The following is a 21,750-nucleotide window of genomic DNA, read 5'->3' as shown; positions in this document are numbered from 1 at the left end:
GCTCGCTAAGTGTAGTCGCCGAAAAGCTAACTATCATGTACCAAAACCCCAGGGGCGACCTGTGTGACTGCGTCGAGGAACTCTGTGTCGCTGAGCAGCGGAATTCCTTTGCGCATAGCGTGCATGGCTTTGCCCGTCCAATCTGCTTTTTTATTGCAGACCACCACGCTGGATGCGCGCGTAATTTTTTCGGAGTAGGCAAGCCCTTCGCGTACGGCGGCGGCAATAAGCTCATCGGGATCAGCAGTAATCTCTGGGGTGATTACTACTTCCATTCCTTGCACTAATCCAGTGGTGGTGCTGTAGACCCCGGGGTTGGTAAAGGGGCGTGGTGCGTTCATGGCATCGACGCGTATCTCGCTGCGTTGCAAGCCAAATCGGTCGGGGCACAGTGAGTCTGGGGTCATGCTGACCACTTCACCACGCGCGTCCTCGACAAAGTAAATGCGCGCGCAGAGTCTGGTTTCTTCTCTAATGGTTTCCGCTGCTTTTTGTGCGGCGCGTGCCAGACTTGCGTGCGCCGGAGTGCTTTCCACCCCGAGTGCCTGTGCTACGGAACGAATCCGAGTGTCTGCTATATCCAGTCCTTGCCTGCGGGCAGTAGCGAGGGTGTCAATGATTTTTTCTGGCACGGGGATATGACCTACTCGCTGGCGTCGCCTATTTCTGCCTCGCGCGCGGTTTGCTCTGGCGGCGCTACTCATTGCTCGACGCGCCTCCGAAACAATAAATCCCCATGTGGTTGGCGCATTATGCACGATGAGTGTTTTGCCGTCGATAAAGCGCCCGAGTGGTTTGAGGATATGGGAAAATCTTTTTCCGTGCTGTACTTGTTCATGGCTGAGCCCATGCAGATGTGTCGGCCCTGGGTCAGTGCCTGGGTTGAGCACTGCGTAGAATCGCCCTACTTCTTGTCCGTCCTCATCAAAGCTGAGCGCGTCAATAATTATTGCGCGCGACGTAGAGGGGTGGATACCCGATGCTTTTATCGTCAAAGCGACGAGATCATCAGTCATGTTTTCTTATCCTAATCCTGAGTAAGCCCATAAAGCGAGCGCCCCATGATAAAGGAACCAATCGCGAGCACAACCCAAAAAGCACAAATGGCAAGGATACCGCGAATGATCTCCCCAACGCTACCACCGTCGACGCACAGCTTAGCCACAATAAGCGCAGGTACAGCCACGCCAGTGGCAGGTCCTAAAAGGTTTACTCTGCTTAAGGCATCAGGTGCGCGCCATAGTGCAATGGCAGTGGTGAGCATCAATATCCCTGCGAGTATCGCACATAGTGCAGCAATAATTTCTAATATCATTTATCTGCGCCCCTTGGAGATAATACGAGCTACGGAGATCGTCGGTAGTGTGCCGCCGACGATCGCTGCCAGGAAAATCACCTCATAGGCAATCTGGGTGCGACCAAAAAATGACCACACGATATAGCAGCCGATCATGGCATAGAACAGCATATCGGCAATAACCGCAATGCTGAGCTGATCTTTAGTTTTGAGCATCAACAGTAAGCAGAGCAGTAGCGAAAGCGCAATCATGGCAAAAGATACATAGAGCGCATAGGTGAGAAAAGTAGACATTAGTGGTGTTCTCCTGGGGTTGGTGCAGGATAGAAAACGGGGGCTTGGTCGAGGTCGTGTTTGATGCCACGAATATGTGGCGCGAGTTTTTCTTCCATATGCGCAAGATCAGCAAGTACCTCTTGTGGATTGCTGCCGTGTACTGCATGAACTGCAAGGTGGGTGTCGTCGATAAAAGAGAGTGACAACGTGCCCGGGGTAATGGTGATAGACGCTGAGAAAGCGGTGAGATAACCGGGGGTAGTGACCCGCAGCGGATAATGCACGACGCAGGGATCAACTTTTTTAGAGCCAGTGAGCACATCCCAGGTAACCACCCAGGTGGCGAGAATGATCTGCCAGATAAGCCACAAGGCATAACCAAAGAAATGCGGAATTTTTTTCACCTCAGTGGGCTCCTTCCTGGGACAATACTGCTTGTGCGTAATCTTTGGTATTGAGCAAGTCCCGAGCTGCGCCCTGGGTACTGTCGACCACAAAACCGGCAGCACAGAACATGAGGAAAGATACCACAATGAGGGTTGCGCCAGGAGCTAATCGACGTGCTGGGACGTGTAGATTATGCGGGATTCGCTCACGGTTCATCTCTGCTCCCCAAAAGACTGTGCGCCATAGTCGCAGCATAGCTAAGAAAGCGCCGAAGCTGGCCACTGCAATCACCGCCAGCACAAACCATGCTTGCTCGTTATGCGCCCCGGCAACACCGAGGACAACGCCCACTTTGCCCCAGAGTCCAGAAAAAGGCGGGAAACCAATAACCGACAGGGAACCTGCCGCAAAGACTGCCGCTACCCACGGGTCGCGCTTGGCTATCCCGGAGAGTCGGCTGAGCAAGTCAGTGCCATAGGTTTCTTCCAGCGCCCCCGCCGTGAGGATGAGCGAGCCGACGGTAACCATATGGTGAATTGCGTAGAAGATGCCGGCGGCAAGCACCATTATTGCATTATCGGTGCCTGCGCTAAATGCAAAGGTAATGACGATAAAAGGCATACCGCCAACCATTTGATAAGCCAGGACACGGCGCATTGAGTTCTCGCCAAGCCCTGCGAAAGAACCAACGAGCATGGATGCTACGCACACGGCAGTGATCAGCCATATCCAACGAGCGCTAAGGTCAAAGATGATGACATAGATACGCAGCAGCATATAGACCGCCACTTTTGTGTGCAGCCCAGAGAACAGACCCATCACTGAGGCTGACGTCGCTGGATAGGAACGCGGTAGCCAGGTATGCACAGGGAAAAGACCCGCTTTAATTACCAAAGCAATGACTACGATTCCCATTGCTACGACCATAGGTCCGTTGCCTGCTGCAGTACCGCGCAGCAATGCGATATTGACCGTGCCGCTGACCCCATAGACAATGCAGACGCCGATCAATAGCAGGGTAGAGGTGGCGAGATTGACCAGTACGAAAGTGCGTCCAGCAGATAGTCGTGCCCATGTGCCAGTCATAGCCATGAGCCCATAGCTCGGCAGCAGCATGACCTCAATAAAAACGAAGAAGTTAAATAAATCGGCGGTGAGCAAGCCACCCATAACACCACTGAGAAGCATGAGGGAGAGTGCGGAATAAAACCGCGAGAGAGTTTCACCAGCGACGATCGCAAACCAATTCGAGGCAAAAGTAACTATCGACGCCACCACAATCATGATGGCGCTCAAGCGATCAGCGACGAAAGTAATCGCCACTTCACCAATATAAAGGCCAACGGAGTGCCCCAGAATCCCATGCGCTGCCGTATAAGCAAAGAGCCAGACACCTGCGAGGGCAGTACCAAGGGGAGTGAGTAATGCTAAACCGTCACGAGCCCACCGCCAGGGCAGTATCGTCGCCAGGGCAACACAGGCTAGGGGGATAGCGAGAAAGAGTGTTAAGAGTGAACCCATTAGCGATCTGCCTCCTTGGTAGCTTGTTCTGCCACTAATTCGGCACTGCTAGTGGAGCGTCCCAAAGTTTGTAGCGGGGAATCTTCATCGGCCACTTCCTCGGCGAGAGTGTCGTCGGAACGCCCTAACCCGGCCAAGGTAAGCATATACGTGGTGGTTGCCATAGCGATCACAATGGCGGTGAGGACAAAAGCCTGCGGCACTGGGTCGGCGGCCTCGGTAAGCGGGGTGAGGCTTGGGAAGGGTTCGCCGCGCCAGGCAGGAACTCCCACGCTCAAAATCAGCAGGTTGGTGGCGTGGCTGATGAGCGTCATGCCCAAAATAATGCGCAACATACCACGCTGTAATACCAGGTACACGCCGCCTGCCATCAAAATAGCGATACTCAATGCCAAAATCATAGCTCGCCCTCCTGTCCAATCCTTTCAATCTTGGGTGGAGATCCCAGCGGAGAATCCTGCCTGGTGAAATTGAGATCCTGATACTCCATTCCGGGGCGCAAATAGCCACCAAGGGCATTGATAGCCATAGAAAGCATACCGATCACCGCCAAGTACACGCCGACGTCGAAGATCATTGCGGTAGTCCAGTGCTGCCCGAGCCAATGACCGTGGAACGCATAGAGGAAAGAACCACCGAGCAAACCAATAAAACCTGCCCCTAGCGCAATGAGAATACCTGCCCCAGTGAGGTACACCGGCAGCTTGATCGGGAAAATGTGCTGGTCTTTGTCCTTGGCAAGATACGAAAACATGAGCGCGCCACCAGCAATGAGCGCTGCAATGAACCCACCGCCAGGGCTTGAATGACCACGCCAAAACACCAGTGCACTCAGAATGAGCAGCAGCGGAGTAAGAATGCGCAGGAGCATACGCAAAGGAATGGCATTGCGCTGCGCATTTTTGAGCGGCTTGGGGTGGGTGCCCTTGGCAAAAGGATAGCGTGGCATGGAGGTAACAACTGCGGCAATCACAATGGCAGCCATGCCAAGTACCGAAAGTTCACCCATGGTGTCGAGCGCTCTGAACTCCACCAGAATCGTATTGACCACGTTATCGCCATTAGTGATTTTTGGTGCTTGCTCCAGATACCACATACCAAGTTCGCTGCGCTCTCGCCTACCAACAAGCACATACACAGCGAGGAAAGTGGCGACGCCAACGCCTAGTGCAATAACTGCGGCAGTTACTTTGCTGCGCGTGTGTTGCGGGTGGAAGGTATCTGGCTGCTGTCTAATCACCAGCATCATGATTACGATGACCAAAGCCTCAACCATAAATTGCGTGAGCGCTACGTCGGGCGCGCCCAATACAAGAATTTGCAAAGTGACCGCAACACCTACACCACTGGTAAAGACCACCGCGCTAATTCGCTTTTTGGCCCGTACCAAACCAAAAACAGTGCCCAAGATCAGCACTAACACCAGAATGTCAATGGGGTAGTCAGTGCCCAGGCGTGCCGGCAGAGGAAAGCCATCGACGCCACCGCGAATCAATCCAGGAATAGTAACGCTTGCTGCGAATACAATGATCAACGCAAACATATAACCAAGATGTCTGGTGGGGCTGAGCGTATCGGCAAGCCAGGCGCACCCTTTGCCGCAATAACTCAGTAGACTGATGAGCCTATTGAGCAGCTCATTGCCACTGAGTGGTGCCAATTTCTTTTCGTCGAGCGCTGCCCAAATACGCTTACGCACCACGATGCCTACAACACCAAGGATGGTTACCACGGTGCTGATCATTAGCGGCATACTAATGCCATGCCATAGTCCAAGATGAGCGTGGGGGTTTTCGCTCACCACTGCAACTGCCTGAGAGATTGGCTCATTTAAGCTACTGACAGCAAAAGCCAACGGCAGGGATAACACGCCAGGTAGTGCAGCTGGCATCCACAAGCTCAGTGGTGCTTCTTTGACCTCGCTCATGTCTCGGTCGCCGTCGATAAAGCCATCGCAGACAATGCGCGCGCAATAGGTAAATGTGCATAGCGCGCCAAGACCGGCAGCGACTAGGAGCGCTATGACCCCTGCGTTTCCTAGGGGTGCTTCGCTAAAGGCCTCGAGCATTCCTTCTTTGGAGATGAACCCCATCGTAGGTGGTAGTGCAGCCATCGACGCTGTGGCAATGAGCACTGAGCTGAAGGTAAAGGGCAGGCGTCGCCAAGAGCTGCCAAGGCGAGTGGTTTTTCGAGTTCCGGTTTGGTGGTCGACCACGCCAATGAGCATGAACAGCGAGGACTTGAATAAGGCGTGCGCCAGGGTATGCACCAATGCTGCCCCCAAGGCAAAGGGGGTGCCTACGCCAATGGTGGCAACAATCCACCCCAAGTGCGACACTGTGGAATAGGCCGTGAGCTTTTTGAGGTCGGTCTTTTGGATGGCAAAAAGCGCAGCCATAATTGCTGTTGCCATACCGACGACGATAAGCAAATAATTCCACGCCGGTGTGCTATGGAATACGGCGGAAAATCGCATGAGCAAGTACACGCCGGCTTTTACCACTGCCGCTGCATGGAGGAATGCAGATACTGGTGTGGCTGCTGCCATTGCCTCAGGCAGCCAGAAGTGGAAGGGCAGCTGCGCGGATTTACTAAATGCAGAAAGGGCAATCAAGATGGCAATGATCGCGCTCAAGCGGGGGTTTTCGCCCCAGAAGTCGGCGTGGATAATGCCACTGATGCTGGTGGTATGCGCTTGGGTGGCTGCGATAGCTAAGGCGATGAGTAAGGTAAGGCCGCCGACAAAGGTCAGCACCAGGGTGCGTTGCGAGCCTAGTTCGCCGCCTTTGCCGCCGGAACGGGCAATGAGCATAAAGGATGCCAGTGAGACTAATTCCCATGCGATGAATAGGAGGAAGGCGTCGTCGGCAAGCACGAGGAGGAGGATGGCTGCCATGAAGGCGCTCATGATGGTGTAGAAGCTGGTGTTTCCTGAGCGTTTGGGGAGGTAACTGGCAGAGTAGATAAAGACCACTGCGCCGATGCATAGGGCGAGTAAAGCAAAAAAGACGCTGAGTGCGTCTGCCTTGAGGGTGAAGTTAATGCCCACTCCGGAGCCGAGTAGGTCGGGGATCCATTGTTTGGTGTAGCTTAGTGGTTGTTCATGCAGGATGCGCCCTAGTTTGCTAAAGAGTAGTGCTGCTGCGCCAAGGAAGATGGCGGCGAGGGGGAGTCCGGCTTTGCGGTTGAACATTCGCACTGCTGCGGGCGAGATGAGCACGGCGAATACTGCTAGTGCTAGTACGTAAATTAAAGTCACAGATTCCTCGCATACCCTAGTTTGGACTTGTCTCTGCTTATTCTAACATTGCATGAAAATAATGTGGTTTATGTGAAAAAAGTGAAAATAATAAATGGAGTGTCGGTGCGTCTAAAAATAATTCTGACATATCCACTACACTTCAACAGACATGACCACAAAAACCAGATACCTAGCAGCACTTATCCTCTGCTTACCCTTTATCGCTGGTGCAATCTATGCCCTCGTCGGCACAGACGACTTCGCACAAATCTGGAGCCGCGAAGAACAACCACAGGCAGCGCCCGCGCCAAGCTACTCTGCCGCCGACGCCCAAGCACTAACGCTCGCCCGCAAAGCAACACTAGAAGCAGGCAGCCAATCTGGTTTCTTAAAAAACGGCACTGGCCAGTTAGCACAAGGCACCACCAAACTTGCCGACGGCGCCCAAGAATTATCCCAAGGCGCACTCAAAGCCAGCGACAGTGCCTCCCAGCTTGCCGACGGCATGACGCAGCTCCAAGCCGGCACTGGTCAACTAGGCGCGGGAGCGACCAAAATTGCCGACGGCATTGAATCCGCATCACGCCAGCTCGTAGGGTTAGAAGCAATCCGTGGGCAGCTGCTCGGCGCAATCGACCAAATGCTCGAGGACATCAAAACCGACACCGATCCCAGAATCGTGCGGTTCCGCGACCAACTAACCACCTTGCGCGCCCAAGTGGAAAACTTCGTTATCGACCAAAACACCACCGCACAGCTAGAAGAGCTCAAGTCTGGAACCAGAGAACTCGCCAATCAACTCAACGTGCCAGGCTATGGCTTCCACGACGGCATCTACTCGGCAACCACTGGTTCGCAGCAGCTGGCTGCAGGCCTGCAAGAATTGACCTCGGGGGTTGATCAAGCATTGGCTGGCGTCGACGAGCTTAATGATGGGGCGCATAAAGTCGATGGCCTTGCCAAGAAAACCAAAGATTCGATAGCCCAAGCTCAACGTGCATTGCCTGCCGCACCGCAGCAGACTCCACAGGCACAACAATCAGTGCGCACCCTAGCGCCTCTCTACGCTTTCTTAATCTCTGCTGCGGTACTCCTTGGGGCGGCATTGCGACGCTGGTCGGGAAGTAAGCGCACTATGGCGCTAGCAGTTGTCACGCTCGCAAGCATCGCCGGTGGGTTGGTGTACCTGCTTGGTGTTGGCGTTGGCGTGGGGATTGCCGCTGCGTCGGCAGTGGTTGCTGGTCTTTTTGTGGTGGGTGCGGCTTTGGCGGTGCGGATCTGTGGCGAAAAGCTCACCCTTGGGCTGGTAGCGGTACAAGTGGGGGTTGTTGGCTGGGTGTGGACTCATGCAGCTAGTGTCGAACTTACGGCCGCTTGGCGAGTGCTGGTACATCTTATGCCGTTGCACTATCCCACGGCAGCGTTGAGTGCGCTTGCAAACAATGGCGCTCCGCATATTTTGTGGGTGAGCATAGGCGTTATCGTTTTGTTTGTGGCTGCCGCGTATGGGGCAGAGCGGTTGCTGGCACGTACACCACTAAGTAGCGTGCCTGATGATGCTATCGAGTAGTCCGGGGAAGGCAGCGTCTATGTCCTCGCGACGCAGCCTGGTCATTTTGCCGTTGCCGACGTCACGCTGCCAGATCAGACCGGCATTGCGCAGAATGCGAAAATGATGCGTTCGGGTCGACGGGGCCCACGGGGTACGGAAGAAACTACAGAATTGCTCTGTGCCCTCAGGTTGCTGCGCTAATTCCACGATAACGCGGCGTCGATTTTCATCTGATAAAGCATGCAATATCTTTGAGAGGTCAAAGTCCTCGCGCCGTGGGTGTTCATCCATGCCGTCCATACTACTCTCGACGTCGAATCAGCACGATGGTGCAGCTGAGCGCCCCGACGAGCACGACAATTCCTGTGATGAGCATGGTAAAAGCATGGTGGTACATATCGGGGTGTCCTGGTTGCCCAGCGGCAGTGGCACTATCGGGGATAAGCAAGGACAATAATGCCCCATAGAGGGCGACGAATATCGCTTCGCTGCCAATGCGAAAGAAGTTGAGTAACCCAGCGGCTGTGCCTGCACGTTGTGGCGGGACGACGCTGAGCGCATGGGCGTCGATAAGCCCGAGGGGGAGTCCAAAACCACAGCCGAGCAGCATCATAGGAATGATAATGATGGCGACACTGCGATCTTCCGACAACAAAAGCAGACCGCAATTGCCCAGGATGAGGGCGGCAAGACTGGCGTAGATGACCGTGTTTGTGCCCAGGCGGGTGCGCGCAATCACCAGCGGTGCGACGACAATGGGGGCAGTCATGGCGAGCATGAGCACGCCGGCACGGCCAGGGCTTAGCGCTGTGATAGCGCTGAGCGCCGAGGGTAGATAAGTCAAAAGCGTGACAAAACCGATGGCTGCGGCCACCGGCACCAGGCACATGGCAAGAAACTCCCGATTTTTGAGTAGCGAGAGGTCGAGAAGCGGGGCTTTTTCGCTGCCGCTGGTCTTTGGCAGCAGCTCAGTGCACAGGCAGATGAGCGCGATCGCGCCGAGAATGCAGCCATGCACTGCAAAAACTCCGCGCCACCCCAAACTGTCGACGAGGAAGCCAGAGAATGTGGGGCCAAGGGCAAGCCCCAGGCCATTGACGGTGCCGAATAGGGCGAAGGCTTTGTCTCTTGCGCTGCCCGAAAATGCGGTGGACAAGAGTGAGCTGGATCCGGTGAGCACTGCTGCCGCGCCGATGCCAGCGAAGATTCGGGCTATGTCGATCAGCAGTAGGGAAGGGCTGATTGCGCTGACTAGGCTGCCAGCGGAAAAGAGTGCGGTACCAATCGTGAAGGTGCGCCGGTAGCCGATTCTGTCGCTTAAGGTCCCCCAGAATAGGACACTGAGGGCAAAGGCGAGGTTGAATCCGTTGATAATCCATTGCAGGGCTGTGGTATGCGCCCCTAAATGGGTGGAGATTTGTGGTAGTGCGATGGCGGTTCCAGCTATCGACATGGGGGTGATGAATTGCGCGATGAGGACGATGAGTAGCATAAAAATCCCTTCAGTTACTATTAAGTTAGTAGCTACTATAAATCTAGTAGCTTTGGTGTGCAAGCTAAACTAAACGACTATGAACCAACCACTCATCGTTGCCGCCACAAAAGAGGAAATGGCAGCCCTGCCCGCAGACGTACCGTTGCTCATCACCGGAATAGGCACCCTTGCAGCCGCGATCAGCCTGACCGAAGCGCTCGCGAATGGGCCACGTCCAAGCCGCATCATCAACGCTGGTACAGCCGGCGCGCTCGTCGACGGCCACCACGGTGTGTATGAAATCAGCCACGTACACAAACACGATTTCGACCACGCCACCCTCGAACGCATTACGAGGCAGCACTTCACCAACGGAATCGACCTCGCCCCGGTCACAAACCTGCCCAAGGCGCGCCTCGCCACGGGAGACGCTTTCATCCAAGACGAGCAAACACGTACCCGTCTTGCGCACAAGGCACAGCTGTGCGACATGGAGGGGTACGCCTGCGCCCTGGTGGCGCAGCATTTTGGCATCCCTATAACCCTAATCAAGCAGGTCAGTGACAGTGCCAATGAACAATCGGCAGACATCTGGGGTGACGCAGTAGATCACGGCGCACAAGAATTGGCGACGCTACTCGAAAAAATTGCGCGCGCCTAATTAGGCGGATGCCAGGTCCGTTTGGCGATCCACCCGCGTGTGGTGAATGGCGTATTTTGCGCCGCGGCTCGGTCGTCGTTGATGCCATTGTGATATGTGCACAACGGTACGAGATTATCTATGTTCGTTTCGCCACCGTATTTCCACCCGATGATGTGGTGCGTTTGACAGTGGTCAATAGGCTTTCGACACCCCGGCCATGCGCAGGTGCTCGTCTCGGCTTGAAGCATGATACGCTGCTTCGACGACGCGAACCTGCTGGTGCGGTAGAGATTTACCGCCCCCTGCATCGGCGATACCAAGGTGGCGAATCCCTCTTGCGCCAGATGACGCGCAACAAACTCGGCACCGGTCATGGTAGCGCCGTGGGAAGTGTGCAGGATGACGTCGTTATCGCCTTGGACGATGCGCGTGTGTGCATCGAGCGGAACAATCACATTGGCGTGTATTTGTGGACGAGCCACACTGCCGTCAAGCAGATTGTTGAGCGAGGCGATGGGATTGTGTGGGTCGAGAGCGCTGACAAAGTCGGCGAGGATAGTAGACGCCCCGGTGAGCGATACGGTCATGGGTGCCCCGTTGTCCCGCCGCATGATTTTTATGCCTTCTTTAGGCGTAGCGGCAGGTAGATGCTGCTTGGCTACTCGCGCTATGTGTTTTTCCGGAGTGCGGCAGAGTTTTTCGCGTAATTTCCATTGGTCGCGCACCTTTTTTACTCGTGCGACGTAGCGTTCGATGGTGATGAGAGCGCTGAGATTATGGCTGTTCGTTGCGCATTGCGCTTGGTACTTGGTGAAGCTGGTGTTCCCAAAGTAGATTTCCGCGAGTTTGCTGAGGTTTTTGGCGGTGGCGCGATCCGCACCGAGCTCAATGAGCTGCGTGGCGTCCATTCCTGTTGCAGCTTGAACCAACGCCATGCCTTGTGCATGGGCGTTGAGGTAAGCGTGCAGTAGAGTCATGGGGGTAACTGTAATTCATGGGTGTGGTTGCACGGCACGTTGCTAATGCGCATACAGAAAAACCTGTGGATAACCATTGGTTTCCACAGGTTTTTCACAAGTCGGGATAACAGGAGTTGAACCTGCGACCCCCTCGTCCCGAACGAGGTGCGCTACCAAGCTGCGCCATATCCCGCGTTCTCATTACTGTAGCAAATGCTGCTCTTGGATACGTAGCAGTGTTGCGGAGGGGCGGCAGAAGAGGCGTACTGGTGCGTAGCGTGAGGTGCCGAGCCCATTGGATACGTGCATCCAGAGGTTGCCGTAGCGGTGGAGGCCTTGGGCGCGGCGTCGGTCGATTCCGCAGTTGGTCACGATTGCGCGCGAGCCGGGTAGGCAGATTTGCCCGCCGTGGGTGTGTCCGGAAAGGCTGAGCATGTAGCCGTCTTGCTCGAATTTTTCTAGTACGCGTGGTTCTGGGGAGTGGAGGAGTGCGAGGCTTAGGTCGGCGTCGTGGTGGGGTGCGCCTTGGATTTGGGTGTAGTCGTCGAGGTCGTGGTGTGGGTCGTCGACGCCGGTGGCGGCAATGCGCACGTGTCCGATTTGGAATTCGTGTCGGCGTTGGTTGGCGTCGTACCAGCCATGTTCGACGAAAGCAGCTCGCATTCCTTGCCACGGTAATTCTATTTTGCTGACTTTGCGTTTTTTGCCGAGCAAATAGGTCAGCGGGTTGACCATGCGGGGGGCGTAGTAGTCATTGCTGCCGAAGACGAAGATGCCTGGGCGCTTGAGCAGTGGGTTGAGCGCGCGTAGTACGCCGGGTACGCCTTTGGGGTCGGAGAGGTTGTCGCCTGTGTTGACGACTAGGTCTGGTTGCAGTGCGTCGAGTTGGGCGACCCATTGTTGTTTTTTGGTTTGGGAGGCAACCATGTGTAGGTCGCTGATGTGGAGTATCTTGAAGTCTTTGGCGCCGCGTAAGGTGCCGGGGGCTAGCAGGGGTAGGGTAATTTCTTTGAGCTCAAATTGTTCGCATTCGCGTATGCCCCATATGGTGGTTGCGGCACTGGCGATTCCCAATCCGGCCAGGAGTGTCCTCATGTGTATGTTCCTTGTTTGTTGCTAACTCTAAAGTGTTTAGGATACTCGACAAATGGGTACTATGGGGTGTTATGAGTGAATTAAAGACAAAGATCCGTTCTGATATGACCGTTGCCATGAAGGAGCGCGATAAGGAGCGTGTTGGTGCGTTGCGTATGCTTCTTGCTGCGATTCAGCTTGAGGAGACTAATGGTTCTAAGCATGAGATTACTGACGACGATGTCCTGAAGGTTATTGCTCGTGAGATTAAAAAGCGCCGCGAGTCTGCCGAGGTGTATGCTGAGGCGGGTCGTCAGGAGTTAGCGGATAATGAGTTGGCTGAGGCGCGCATCCTCAGCGAGTACCAGCCGGCTCAGTTGGATGATGAGCAGCTGGGCGAGTTGGTTGCTGCTGCTATTGCTGAGGTGAAGGAGCAGCAGGGCGAGGCGACGATGAAGCAGATGGGGCAGGTCATGAAGGTTGCTACTGCTCGTGCTGCTGGTCGCGCTGATGGTAAGCGTCTTTCTGCTGCGGTGCGTGAGTTGCTTCAGTAGTCCCATTGGGCGGGCGCTGCTGCTCGCTCAAAAATTTTCTTCCCGTTGTGTATGGATAGCAGTACGGGGGCGCTGTGCTGCAATGCGTCGCGTTGCGACGTGGCGTCGAGCACAATGAGGTTGGCGGGGTTGCCTTCGGCGATCCCGTAGTTGTTGAGCCTGAGGTTGCGTGCTGGGTTTGTGGTGATGAACTCTAGGCAATTGTCGAGGTAGGTGGGGGTGAGCATATGGCTGACGTGTAGCCCGGTGTCGAGTATGCGCAATAGGTCGCCATTGCCTAGGGGGTACCAGGGGTCGGAGATTGAGTCTTGGCACAGTGCGACGTTTATCCCAAACTCGGTGAGCTGTTTTATTGGTGCTACGCCCCGAGGGACGGCGCTGCTAAACCCGCGCCCTTGTAGGTGGAGGTTTTCATTGGGGCATACGGCAAAGTTCACTTGGGCTGCGGCGAGTTTGGGTAGTAGTCGGGATAGGTAGCCTGGCGAGTAGTAGCTCATGGCTACTGCGTGGGAAATTGTGGCTAATCCGTGCATGGAGCGTTTGCTGGTTTGGGCTGCAATGACTTCTGTGAATCTGGAGTGTTCGTCATCGATTTCGTCGCAGTGGATGTCGATGGGTACTCCGTATTTTTCGCTGAGGTCGAAGAGGTAGTCGAGTGATGCGATGCCGTCTTCTCGTGTGGGTTCTAGGTGGGGGATGCCACCTATTGCGTCGGCGCCTTCGTCGAGGGCTCGTGCTACTAGTTTGTCGCCGCCGGGGTATGCGTAGATGCCGTTTTGGGGGAAGGCGACGATTTCGATCTCGCACCAGTCTTTTATTTCTTCTTTGACTTCTTGTAGTGCGTAGAAGGCGACGAGGTTGGGGTCTGTTACGTCGACGTGGGTGCGGATGGTGCCTACGCCGTGTGCGACGGCGGAGCGGGCGGCGGCGATGGCGTTGGCGCGGATGAGCTTTGGGTTGTTGAGTCCTTGTTCTTTGCGTTCGCGCCAGATTTCTATTGCTTCAAAGAGTGTTCCTGATTGGTTGTCGCGGGGTGTGCCTGCGGTGTTGGCGTAGTCGAGGTGGATGTGTGCTTCGACGAATTGCGGGGCTACGATGCGCCCGTGGGCATTGTAGCTGTCGTTATCTGTGGCGTGCGTTGCCGGGGTGATACTTTCGATTTTTCCGTTGGTGATGCGGATGTCGTAGTGGGCATCGTCGTTGTGGTTTGCGATACGTGCGTTGGTGATGAGCATTATGCGTTCCCCTTTCTGGGGGCACTCCCCATTTTCTGTCAGATAATAGAAAAATCTAACATATGCTCGCGGATTTGGCGCAATCCGGCACCCACCTCATTGTTCTATAGGTCGATAGGTATTGACAGCTTTCTTATCCAACCCTTACTCTCATCTCAGTCGAGCAGTCGGAGGAGTAATGGACAATGTCGGTTTTAGAATACGCACCCACACGCATAACAACCGTTGCCCAATCTGTGCCAGCAGACAGGCAATTGCGCCAGGCAACCAAAGCGGCCTTCATCGGCACGTTCATTGAGTGGTTCGACTACGCAGCCTACGTCTACATGTCGGCGATCATCGCAAAGGTATTTTTCGCAGAGAGCTCAGGAAGAACCGCATTAGTACAGACATTTGCCCTTTTCGCGCTTTCTTTCCTGATTCGCCCGCTGGGGGCAGTGGTGTGGGGTCACATTGGCGACAGAATCGGCCGCATTCATACCCTAAGCATTTCCGTCGTGATGATGTCCGCAGCGACCTTATGCATTGCATTTTTGCCCACTCACGCCAGTGTTGGTGCCTTTGCGCCCATCCCGTTGCTGATTTTGCGCATGGTTCAAGGTTTCGCCGCTGCTGGGGAGTATGCGGGCGCGTCCACTCACTTGGCTGAGGTTGCTCCCGCGCATAAGCGTGGGCTTTACGCGGCTGTGGTTCCCTCGGCAACTGCATCGGGGCTGCTCCTTGGCTCTTTATTGGCTGCGCTGCTCAGCGGTGTGCTTTCTGATTCTGCCTTGGCCACCTGGGGCTGGCGCATACCTTTCCTCTGCGCTGCACCATTGGGCTTGTATGGGTTTTATATTCGTCGTAAAGCGGGGGAGTCGGATTCTTTTACCCAGGCGCATAAATCTCAGCGCCTGCCAATCGCCGAGGTAATTCGCTATCCGCGGGCGTTGATCGTTGCTTTTGCCGGTGCCATCCTTAACGCGATCGGGTTCTATGTCATCTTGACCTATGTTCCCATTTATTTGTCTGAGGAAATTGGCATGAATGCCAGCACAGCCTTTATCGTTTCGAGTATTTCCTCTGCGTTCTATATCATTTTCGTCCTGATCACGGGCGCGTTATCCGATAAGCTCGGACGACGCACCACCATGCTCATCGCGGCAGCTGTCATGGGAATCAGCATTGTGCCTGCTTTTATGCTGCTCGGAAGCTCAGGATTGGTACTCGTGCTCATAGTGCAAGTGTGCCTCGGTGGTGTTCTTGCGCTTAACGACGGCGTGCTCCCGGCATTCCTCGCCGAACAATTCCCTACGCAGGTGCGACTAACCGGCTTTGCGCTGACCTTCAACATTGCCAATGCTGTGTTTGGCGGCACTGCACCCATGATTGCCACCTGGCTTATCGGCAGGTGTAACACTGTTCTTGCCCCTGGATACTACTTAGCGTTGGCTGCAGTCATTACTGGTATTGCCGTTGCTTTTGCTCGTGATCGTCAAGGAGATGAATAAATGTACGCTGCTGCGGCGACATGGGAAGATATTGCTGCTGCCACCGATAGCATTGCTATTGTCCCTGTTGGTTCTTGTGAACAACATGGTCGGCACCTGCCACTGTCCACGGACACTATCATTGCGCAACACATTGCGGCGGGCGTCGAAAAGCTCATTGATGCAGTGGTTTTCCCCGAGATTCATTATGGGTATCGCTCGAATCCTTTTAGCGGCGGTGGCCCTTTGTTTCCTGGGACGATAGACCTTAGCGCGATGGCCTTGATAAGTTTGGCGACGGATATCCTCACGGAAATACTGGCAGATGGGTTTAGCAAAGTGCTGATCATCAACTCGCACTTTGAGAATCAATTTCCTCTCCAGGAAGCAATGATTTGTGCTCAGCAACAGGCGGGGCGTGACGTGAAAATCATGCAGACAAACTGGTGGGATCCTCTTCCTGAGCATATTCTTAATCAACTATTTGATCAGGGGACATTCCCGGGTTGGGCACTAGAGCATGGTGCGTTGACGGAAACGTCACTGATGTTGCATATTGCGCCGGATGCGGTGCGGCAGCAGAATTATCCTCAAGAAGTGTCGTTTTCGCCGCCGACGTATCTGCGCGTGCCAAGTCAAAAAACTGATATTCCTTCGCATGGGGCGTTGGCGTCGGCTGCTGGGGCAAGCGCTGCTAAGGGCAAGATTATTGCGCAGGCGGCTATCGCGGGCATTGTGGATATGTGTGCGCTAGAGTTTCCACTAAGAAAGCGCTAAGGAAAGTAGTGGATAGGAAAAAGTATGCTCAGTGAACATGATCGCCGGTTTCTTGATCTCGCAATTGAACAGGCTCGCATCGGTTGGGATGAAGGTGGTATTCCTATCGGGGCGGCTTTGGTGGCAGATGGAAAAGTGCTTGCAGTGGGGCGTAATCGTCGTATTCAGTTGGGTTCTGCGATTAGGCATGGCGAGACGGATTGTATTGAAAACGCGGGACGTCTCCCGGCCGAGGTGTATCGTCGCGCCACGCTCTATACCACGTTGTCTCCGTGTTATATGTGTGCTGGTACTGCCACCCTTTATGACATTCCGCGCATTGTGATTGGGGAGAATCGTAGTTTTCAGGCTTCGGAGCAGTGGTTAAAAACGATGGGCAAGGAACTTATCATTGCCGACGATCCCCAGTGCTATGAACTTATGCAAAAAATGCTTGAGCAGCGCCCGCAGTTGTGGGCGGAAGATATTGGAGAACCACATGAATAGTGCTAAGCACGCAGATCCAGATTATCCGGTCACCCCTGTGCCAGTGCAGGCGCGCAAAACTTTCTTCTCGCTCGTCGTGGTGCTGCTTGGGTTTACTGTTTTCACCCCGACGATGATCTCCGGCGCTGAACTCGGCGTTGCTTTCCGTTTTAGCGAGCTGCTCATGGTGGTGGGTCTTGGTTCCTTGATCCTGGGTGCGTATGTGGCGACTTTGGGTTGGGTTGGGGCTCGTACTGGGTTGACCACTGTGGTGATGGCTCGCTATACGTTGGGAACGCATGGGGCGAAGGTGGCTTCGCTGTTACTTGGCGGTACTCAATTGGGTTGGTATGGGGTCATTATTGGTACGGTGGGGTCGATGACTGCTCAGGCTTTTGGTTGGCAGTCTTATGGTGCCCAGGTGGCGGTGATGATTATTTCCAGCACCTTGATGTGTTTGACTGCGTGCTATGGCTATAGAGGAATGTACTGGGTGTCTGCTATTACGACGCCGTTGATTCTGGTATTAGCAGTGTGGGTGGTCTACAAGTGTGTGGATAAGGTGGGCGGCTGGTCTGGTCTTTTTGCGTTAGAGCCGGGGGCTCAGCTGTCTTTGGCGGTAGCTATTACGACGGTGGTCGGTACCTTTGTGTCTGCCGGTACGCAGGCGCCTAACTGGACTAGGTTTGCCAAGAGTGGCACTCATGCTGTGTTGGCGTGTGTTATTGGTTTTATTTTTGGCAATGGTTTGATGATTTTCTTTGGCGCTATTGGGGCGATGACCTTTGGCGAAGGCGACTTTGTGGTGATCCTCTACCAACTCGGTTTGGTGTCTTTGGGCTTGTTCTTGCTCTTTGGTAATTTGTGGAAGTCGAATGCCGATACTGCCTATGCGTTTGGCGTCGCCGGTGCGGAGATTTTTGGCAAGAATAGGAAAGCGCCTTTTGTGGTGGCAGGTTCTGTGGTGGGCACTGTTTTTGCGATTTTGGGCGTGCACAATCATCTTATTGATTTCTTGTACCTATTGGGCGTATTCATTCCGCCGCTCGGTGGGGTGATTATTGGTGATTATGTTATGCGCTGGCGTCGGACGCAAATGCCAACCGATGTGGAGTTGCCGCGTTATTATCTGCCTAATTTGTTGAGCTATGTGGTAGCGGCTGCATTAGCTTATGGCTCTACGACGCTGGGTATAGGCATTCCACCGCTAGTGGGCATTTTTTCTGCTATTCTCGCGGTGGTCGTTGCCCATTGTGTGCGGTCTTAGCGTTGGTTGAGTAGATCTTGTAGCTGATCGACGATCCCATCCAAGTTAGGTGTCTCGATAGTTGGTATGTTGATGTCGGGGCTGGTGTAACTATTGGATGTGGTGGGTGGGTTGTAGTTTCGTGTCGGACGCACTGGAATGGTGCCGTCGGAAACGTAGACGGTTACTCTTGCGCCTCGTTTGAGTGGAACTGGCGCATCGACGCGCATCACATGATTTTTTTCTGTGCCGTCGCCGCTGGTGACTTGGGTGAGTACATCATAGCCACGAGCGGTAAGTTCTTTGCGTACTTCTTCGACGTCGCGTCCACGGTAGCTGGCGCTGAGGGAAGAAACAAATCCTTGGTTGTATTTTGCGTCGTAGCCAGGCAAGGTTCCTGCGGCTGCATTGAGTTGTCCTGCTGCGCTAAACCAGGTGCGTGCGGGTTCGTCGCCACCGTAGAGGGAACCGGTGCCGCATTGGTACACAGGGGAGGTGCATAGTGGCACGATGGTGGTGCCATCGTTGTAGATATAGGAGGCTGCGGCAAAGTTGCTGTTGAATCCTAGGAATGCTGCTGATTCATGGGATTCGGTTGTGCCGGTTTTGGCAGCTAATTGCCCTTTCCAGCCGGCTGCTCGGGCAGCACGTTGTGCTGTTCCTTTGGTGGCGTCTTGGCTCATGCCGGCGGCGAGTGCATTGGCAACGTCGCGGTCTAGGGCTTGTTCGCAAGGTGGAGTGGGTAGTGATACTTCTTGGCCTTGCGCATCGGTAATTGATTCAATGGGGTTGGGTTCGCACCAGGTTCCTTCGGAAGCTAGGGAGGCGGCAACATTGGATAGTTCGAGTGGATTAACTGCGGTGGGTCCTAGGGTGTAGGAGCCGAGGTTATGGTCTTTGACGTAGTCTGCGATGGAGCTTTCTCCGTCGAAGGTGCCAGGGTTGGTGTAGGAGCGTAGTCCGAGGCGTACGGAAATGTCGACGACATCTGCTACGCCAACTTGTTCGATTAGTTTGACGAAGGTGGTGTTGGGTGAGTATGCCAGTGCGTCGCGTAGTGACATTTGGGAGGCATAGGAGCCGGAGTTTTCTACGCAGTAGCTGCCTGCTGGGCAGTTTTCGGCACCGCCTTCGCCCATGCCTTGGGTTTCGTAGCGGTTGGGCACTGCGAAGATGGTGTCCAAACCATAGCCTTGTTCGAGTGCGGCGGCGGCGGTGAAGATCTTAAAAATCGAGCCAGCGCCATTGCCGACCAGCGTGGATGCTTGTGGGAATACTGTTTGGGCGGCTTCGGGGTCTAGTCCGTAGTTGCGGGAGGAGGTCATGGCGAGGACTCGCCTTGATTCTTTTCCTGGCTCGATGACATTCATGACATCGGCAACACCCACTGCATCTGGGCTGACCTGTGTGCTTACTGCATCTTGTGCGCTTTGCTGGACGACGGGATCCAAGGTGGTTTTGATGGTGTAGGCACCTTTGTGGATCTGGTTGATGTCGAAGCCTTTTTGCGAGAGGTAATCAAGCACGTAGTCGCAGAAAAAGCCACTATTGCCAGCTGCGATGCAGCCATTAGGTAATCCTTGCGGTGTTTCTAGCACTGCTAGTGGTTCTGCGCTGAACGTGGCGGCATCTTCAGGTGAGATAACTCCTGCATTGGCCATTGCGTCGAGCACTGCGTTACGACGCTGGGTCACTGCATCTGGGTTGGTATAGGGGTTTAAGTAGGAAGAACTTTGTACCATGCCCGCTAACATTGCCGACTGTGGGATATTCAATTGTGCGGCAGGAATACCAAAGTAGGTTTGTGCTGCTGCTTCGATACCGTAGGCGCCATTGCCAAAGGGAATGAGGTTGAGATAGCGCGTGAGGATTTCGTCTTTGGGTAGCTGTTTATCCAGGTCGGATGCCATGCGCATTTCGCGTAATTTACGCGGGATAGAGGTTTCGATTGCTGCTGCTTGCTCATCTTCATTGTGAGAGGCGACAAGAAGGAGATAGTTCTTGACGTATTGCTGGTCGATAGTTGATGCGCCCTGTTCGACGCCACCTGCAACCACATTGGCGGCAATGGCGCGGAGATTACCTTGAATATCTACGCCTTTGTGTTCGTAGAATCGTCTATCTTCGATGGAAACGATGGCATCTTTCATGCTTTGGGAGATGGCGTCGCTGGGGACCTCGAAGCGGCGTTGATCGTAGAGCCAAGCTATAGGGTCACCGTTCTTGTCAGTAACGGTAGTAACCCCGGGGGTGGATCCAGTGGAGAGATCCTCAAATTTTGATTGCATTGTCTCATTTGTTTCTTTGACTGCAACGCTGCCAATCGCGGCGACCGGGCTGATGGCGAGTGCGCAGACAATGCCGGCGCCAACGGTTGCTGCGAGCATTTCTCCAATTGATTTCCACTTTGACACCCTTACTACATTAGTCATGTTTTTATGCTAGGGGGAATAACCAGACCCCCTTAATGTGTGATCCATTAGACTCAATATGGGCTATGTGAGTACACTTACATGGTGATCCTATCGGCGTGAATATCGAGGATGGAAAGTATGACTACTTCACTACTTAGTAGCCCGAAAAATTCAAGTAGCTCGGCAGCTAATCTTCGTAATGAGTGGGTATTACAGGCAATTTGTCGAGATGGGGATCCAGACGCATTATTTGTACGTGGTGCTGCACAGCGCGAAGCCGCAGCTTTATGTCGTAAATGCCCTGTGATGATGCAATGCCGGTCCGACGCATTGGATAATAAGGTTGAGTTTGGCGTATGGGGTGGGCTTACTGAGCGTCAGCGTCGTGCCATTTTGCGTAAGAATCCCGATGTTACTGATTGGGCAACTTATCTCGCCGAGGGGGGAGAACTTCTCGGACTGTAGCGCCACCTCTGACAGCCCACTAGAGTAGTAGCCATGACTAAATGGGAATATGCAACTGTACCTTTGCTCATTCATGCAACAAAGCAGATTCTTGACAATTGGGGCGAAGAAGGCTGGGAGCTTGTCACTGTACTTCCAGGCGCTAATCCAGAGAACCTAGTCGCTTATATGAAGCGTGAGGTGCAGTAATGTCTGGCGACACCAGTGTTACTAGCCGATTAAAAGAATTGAATATCACACTGCCTGCAGTTGCTGCGCCAGTTGCGGCTTATATCCCTGCTGCTCGGGTGGGGAATCAAGTGTGGACGTCAGGTCAGTTGCCTTTTGTCCAGGGAGAGCTTGCAGCTGTAGGAAAGGTCGGCGCTGAAGTAAGCGTTGATGAGGCATATCAATACGCACGGATTGCTGCCCTTAATGCTTTAGCTGCGGTCGACGCAGTTGTGGGGATCGGCAATGTGGTTCGTATTCTAAAAATCGTTGGTTTTGTGGCTTCCGCTCAGAATTTTCATGCGCAACCCGCCGTCGTTAATGGCGCATCTGAGCTTATGGCAGAGATTTTTGGCGATGCAGGTATGCACGTGCGTTCTGCCGTGGGTGTTGCTGAATTGCCGTTGGGTGCGCCAGTTGAGATTGAGCTTGTGGTTGAAGTCGCGCAGGCGCAGTAATTGGCAGGATGGGCGTCGAAAAGCAAAATTTCATAA

23 protein-coding genes and 1 tRNA gene are annotated in these 21,750 nt (G+C 54.1%); 10 read left to right on the top strand and 14 right to left on the bottom strand.

Going from position 1 to position 21,750, the window contains the following annotated elements:
- Nucleotides 1–26: 26 nt before the first annotated feature.
- The 7 genes from FQV43_RS09460 to FQV43_RS09430 are packed head-to-tail and all read right to left on the bottom strand — an operon-like array spanning nucleotide 27 to nucleotide 6,740.
- A complete protein-coding gene (locus FQV43_RS09460) occupies nucleotides 27–1,016 on the bottom strand; it encodes a BRCT domain-containing protein (protein ID WP_144275089.1) in 990 nt (329 codons plus the stop codon).
- 11 nt (nucleotides 1,017–1,027) lie between these two features.
- On the bottom strand, nucleotides 1,028–1,315 hold the full coding sequence (locus FQV43_RS09455; protein ID WP_146340196.1) for a Na+/H+ antiporter subunit G: 288 nt from the start codon (nucleotides 1,313–1,315) through the stop codon (nucleotides 1,028–1,030).
- Nucleotides 1,316–1,549 carry a cation:proton antiporter gene (locus FQV43_RS09450; RefSeq protein ID WP_370511225.1) on the bottom strand — a complete coding sequence of 78 codons (234 nt, stop codon included), beginning with the start codon at nucleotides 1,547–1,549 and terminating at the stop codon, nucleotides 1,316–1,318.
- 41 nt (nucleotides 1,550–1,590) lie between these two features.
- The gene (locus FQV43_RS09445; RefSeq protein ID WP_246846921.1) at nucleotides 1,591–1,977 is read right to left on the bottom strand and encodes a monovalent cation/H+ antiporter subunit E; all 387 of its coding nucleotides are present in this window, start codon (nucleotides 1,975–1,977) and stop codon (nucleotides 1,591–1,593) included.
- A 1-nt stretch (nucleotide 1,978) separates the two neighbouring features.
- Nucleotides 1,979–3,481: a monovalent cation/H+ antiporter subunit D family protein gene (locus FQV43_RS09440; RefSeq protein WP_146340193.1), complete on the bottom strand. Its 1,503-nt coding sequence runs from the start codon at nucleotides 3,479–3,481 to the stop codon at nucleotides 1,979–1,981.
- A complete protein-coding gene (locus FQV43_RS09435; protein WP_144275097.1) occupies nucleotides 3,481–3,882 on the bottom strand; it encodes a cation:proton antiporter subunit C in 402 nt (133 codons plus the stop codon). The genes FQV43_RS09440 and FQV43_RS09435 overlap by 1 nt, the downstream gene beginning before the upstream one ends.
- The gene (locus FQV43_RS09430; RefSeq protein WP_146340192.1) at nucleotides 3,879–6,740 is read right to left on the bottom strand and encodes a DUF4040 family protein; all 2,862 of its coding nucleotides are present in this window, start codon (nucleotides 6,738–6,740) and stop codon (nucleotides 3,879–3,881) included. Before FQV43_RS09430 ends, FQV43_RS09435 begins: the two co-directional genes overlap by 4 nt.
- Before the next feature lie 151 nt (nucleotides 6,741–6,891).
- On the opposite strand from FQV43_RS09430, the gene FQV43_RS09425 reads away from it, so the two are divergent.
- Entirely contained in the window at nucleotides 6,892–8,292 is a 1,401-nt protein-coding gene (locus tag FQV43_RS09425) for a hypothetical protein (protein ID WP_146340191.1), read from the top strand.
- Here the strand turns inward: FQV43_RS09425 and FQV43_RS09420 are convergent.
- Both FQV43_RS09420 and FQV43_RS09415 read right to left on the bottom strand, forming a co-directional pair.
- Nucleotides 8,260–8,565, bottom strand: coding sequence for a helix-turn-helix transcriptional regulator (locus FQV43_RS09420; RefSeq protein ID WP_246846920.1), 306 nt, complete (start codon nucleotides 8,563–8,565; stop codon nucleotides 8,260–8,262). The two genes, FQV43_RS09425 and FQV43_RS09420, sit on opposite strands and share 33 nt — an antisense overlap.
- A gap of 10 nt (nucleotides 8,566–8,575) precedes the next feature.
- The gene (locus FQV43_RS09415) at nucleotides 8,576–9,829 is read right to left on the bottom strand and encodes an MFS transporter (protein ID WP_246846918.1); all 1,254 of its coding nucleotides are present in this window, start codon (nucleotides 9,827–9,829) and stop codon (nucleotides 8,576–8,578) included.
- Between the two features lie 16 nt (nucleotides 9,830–9,845).
- On the opposite strand from FQV43_RS09415, the gene FQV43_RS09410 reads away from it, so the two are divergent.
- Entirely contained in the window at nucleotides 9,846–10,409 is a 564-nt protein-coding gene (locus FQV43_RS09410) for a nucleosidase (RefSeq protein WP_146340187.1), read from the top strand.
- Here FQV43_RS09410 and FQV43_RS09405 read toward each other — a convergent pair.
- From FQV43_RS09405 to FQV43_RS09395, 3 genes are all read right to left on the bottom strand, one after another.
- A complete protein-coding gene (locus FQV43_RS09405) occupies nucleotides 10,406–11,368 on the bottom strand; it encodes an HNH endonuclease signature motif containing protein (RefSeq protein ID WP_146340185.1) in 963 nt (320 codons plus the stop codon). The genes FQV43_RS09410 and FQV43_RS09405 overlap by 4 nt on opposite strands.
- A gap of 101 nt (nucleotides 11,369–11,469) precedes the next feature.
- Nucleotides 11,470–11,543, bottom strand: a tRNA-Pro gene (locus tag FQV43_RS09400).
- An 8-nt stretch (nucleotides 11,544–11,551) separates the two neighbouring features.
- On the bottom strand, nucleotides 11,552–12,445 hold the full coding sequence (locus FQV43_RS09395) for a metallophosphoesterase (protein WP_146340183.1): 894 nt from the start codon (nucleotides 12,443–12,445) through the stop codon (nucleotides 11,552–11,554).
- Nucleotides 12,446–12,516: 71 nt separating this feature from the next.
- Here FQV43_RS09395 and FQV43_RS09390 point away from each other — a divergent pair, with 71 nt between their 5' ends.
- Nucleotides 12,517–12,978: a GatB/YqeY domain-containing protein gene (locus FQV43_RS09390; protein ID WP_144275113.1), complete on the top strand. Its 462-nt coding sequence runs from the start codon at nucleotides 12,517–12,519 to the stop codon at nucleotides 12,976–12,978.
- Here FQV43_RS09390 and FQV43_RS09385 read toward each other — a convergent pair.
- Nucleotides 12,972–14,213, bottom strand: coding sequence for an amidohydrolase family protein (locus FQV43_RS09385; protein ID WP_146340181.1), 1,242 nt, complete (start codon nucleotides 14,211–14,213; stop codon nucleotides 12,972–12,974). The two genes, FQV43_RS09390 and FQV43_RS09385, sit on opposite strands and share 7 nt — an antisense overlap.
- Before the next feature lie 185 nt (nucleotides 14,214–14,398).
- Here FQV43_RS09385 and FQV43_RS09380 point away from each other — a divergent pair, with 185 nt between their 5' ends.
- Genes FQV43_RS09380 through codB form a run of 4 tightly spaced genes read left to right on the top strand, consistent with a single transcriptional unit; the run spans nucleotide 14,399 to nucleotide 18,191 of the window.
- Complete coding sequence (locus FQV43_RS09380; RefSeq protein ID WP_144275116.1) at nucleotides 14,399–15,703, top strand: MFS transporter; 1,305 nt, start codon at nucleotides 14,399–14,401, stop codon at nucleotides 15,701–15,703.
- Nucleotides 15,704–16,459: a creatininase gene (locus FQV43_RS09375; RefSeq protein ID WP_146340179.1), complete on the top strand. Its 756-nt coding sequence runs from the start codon at nucleotides 15,704–15,706 to the stop codon at nucleotides 16,457–16,459.
- A gap of 24 nt (nucleotides 16,460–16,483) precedes the next feature.
- Nucleotides 16,484–16,945, top strand: a complete 462-nt coding sequence (locus FQV43_RS09370; RefSeq protein ID WP_144275120.1) for a nucleoside deaminase — start codon at nucleotides 16,484–16,486, stop codon at nucleotides 16,943–16,945.
- Nucleotides 16,938–18,191 (top strand): cytosine permease, encoded by a 1,254-nt coding sequence (gene codB, locus FQV43_RS09365; protein ID WP_144275121.1) that lies wholly within the window; start codon nucleotides 16,938–16,940, stop codon nucleotides 18,189–18,191. Before FQV43_RS09370 ends, codB begins: the two co-directional genes overlap by 8 nt.
- Here codB and FQV43_RS09360 read toward each other — a convergent pair.
- Entirely contained in the window at nucleotides 18,188–20,584 is a 2,397-nt protein-coding gene (locus tag FQV43_RS09360; protein WP_146340536.1) for a transglycosylase domain-containing protein, read from the bottom strand. The two genes, codB and FQV43_RS09360, sit on opposite strands and share 4 nt — an antisense overlap.
- 138 nt (nucleotides 20,585–20,722) lie before the next feature.
- Here FQV43_RS09360 and FQV43_RS09355 point away from each other — a divergent pair, with 138 nt between their 5' ends.
- From FQV43_RS09355 to FQV43_RS09345, 3 genes are read left to right on the top strand one after another with little or no spacing between them, the layout of a single operon-like run.
- The gene (locus FQV43_RS09355) at nucleotides 20,723–21,049 is read left to right on the top strand and encodes a WhiB family transcriptional regulator (protein WP_144275123.1); all 327 of its coding nucleotides are present in this window, start codon (nucleotides 20,723–20,725) and stop codon (nucleotides 21,047–21,049) included.
- 33 nt (nucleotides 21,050–21,082) lie between these two features.
- A complete protein-coding gene (locus FQV43_RS09350; protein ID WP_146340176.1) occupies nucleotides 21,083–21,238 on the top strand; it encodes a DUF4177 domain-containing protein in 156 nt (51 codons plus the stop codon).
- Nucleotides 21,238–21,714 carry a RidA family protein gene (locus tag FQV43_RS09345; protein WP_146340174.1) on the top strand — a complete coding sequence of 159 codons (477 nt, stop codon included), beginning with the start codon at nucleotides 21,238–21,240 and terminating at the stop codon, nucleotides 21,712–21,714. The genes FQV43_RS09350 and FQV43_RS09345 overlap by 1 nt, the downstream gene beginning before the upstream one ends.
- The last annotated feature ends 36 nt before the right edge of the window (nucleotides 21,715–21,750 follow it).

It is taken from the genome of Corynebacterium sp. sy039 (genome assembly GCF_007904105.1).
Taxonomy (GTDB): Bacteria; Actinomycetota; Actinomycetes; order Mycobacteriales; family Mycobacteriaceae; genus Corynebacterium.
The sequence above is the reverse complement of the archived record's forward strand: the minus strand, read 5'-3'. Positions and strand labels throughout refer to the sequence as shown.

What these genes read in the sequence shown, in the direction of transcription:
- FQV43_RS09440 (WP_146340193.1), bottom strand. Translation starts at nt 3,481, where the DNA reads ATGGGTTCACTCTTAACACTCTTTCTCGCTATCCCCCTAGCCTGTGTT.
- FQV43_RS09350 (WP_146340176.1), top strand. Translation starts at nt 21,083, where the DNA reads ATGACTAAATGGGAATATGCAACTGTACCTTTGCTCATTCATGCAACA.
- FQV43_RS09425 (WP_146340191.1), top strand. Translation starts at nt 6,892, where the DNA reads ATGACCACAAAAACCAGATACCTAGCAGCACTTATCCTCTGCTTACCC.
- FQV43_RS09375 (WP_146340179.1), top strand. Translation starts at nt 15,704, where the DNA reads ATGTACGCTGCTGCGGCGACATGGGAAGATATTGCTGCTGCCACCGAT.
- FQV43_RS09395 (WP_146340183.1), bottom strand. Translation starts at nt 12,445, where the DNA reads ATGAGGACACTCCTGGCCGGATTGGGAATCGCCAGTGCCGCAACCACC.
- FQV43_RS09385 (WP_146340181.1), bottom strand. Translation starts at nt 14,213, where the DNA reads ATGCTCATCACCAACGCACGTATCGCAAACCACAACGACGATGCCCAC.
- FQV43_RS09460 (WP_144275089.1), bottom strand. Translation starts at nt 1,016, where the DNA reads ATGACTGATGATCTCGTCGCTTTGACGATAAAAGCATCGGGTATCCAC.
- FQV43_RS09345 (WP_146340174.1), top strand. Translation starts at nt 21,238, where the DNA reads ATGTCTGGCGACACCAGTGTTACTAGCCGATTAAAAGAATTGAATATC.
- FQV43_RS09455 (WP_146340196.1), bottom strand. Translation starts at nt 1,315, where the DNA reads ATGATATTAGAAATTATTGCTGCACTATGTGCGATACTCGCAGGGATA.
- FQV43_RS09355 (WP_144275123.1), top strand. Translation starts at nt 20,723, where the DNA reads ATGACTACTTCACTACTTAGTAGCCCGAAAAATTCAAGTAGCTCGGCA.
- codB (WP_144275121.1), top strand. Translation starts at nt 16,938, where the DNA reads ATGAATAGTGCTAAGCACGCAGATCCAGATTATCCGGTCACCCCTGTG.
- FQV43_RS09420 (WP_246846920.1), bottom strand. Translation starts at nt 8,565, where the DNA reads ATGGATGAACACCCACGGCGCGAGGACTTTGACCTCTCAAAGATATTG.
- FQV43_RS09410 (WP_146340187.1), top strand. Translation starts at nt 9,846, where the DNA reads ATGAACCAACCACTCATCGTTGCCGCCACAAAAGAGGAAATGGCAGCC.
- FQV43_RS09450 (WP_370511225.1), bottom strand. Translation starts at nt 1,549, where the DNA reads ATGATTGCGCTTTCGCTACTGCTCTGCTTACTGTTGATGCTCAAAACT.
- FQV43_RS09405 (WP_146340185.1), bottom strand. Translation starts at nt 11,368, where the DNA reads ATGACTCTACTGCACGCTTACCTCAACGCCCATGCACAAGGCATGGCG.
- FQV43_RS09390 (WP_144275113.1), top strand. Translation starts at nt 12,517, where the DNA reads ATGAGTGAATTAAAGACAAAGATCCGTTCTGATATGACCGTTGCCATG.
- FQV43_RS09370 (WP_144275120.1), top strand. Translation starts at nt 16,484, where the DNA reads ATGCTCAGTGAACATGATCGCCGGTTTCTTGATCTCGCAATTGAACAG.
- FQV43_RS09435 (WP_144275097.1), bottom strand. Translation starts at nt 3,882, where the DNA reads ATGATTTTGGCATTGAGTATCGCTATTTTGATGGCAGGCGGCGTGTAC.
- FQV43_RS09380 (WP_144275116.1), top strand. Translation starts at nt 14,399, where the DNA reads ATGTCGGTTTTAGAATACGCACCCACACGCATAACAACCGTTGCCCAA.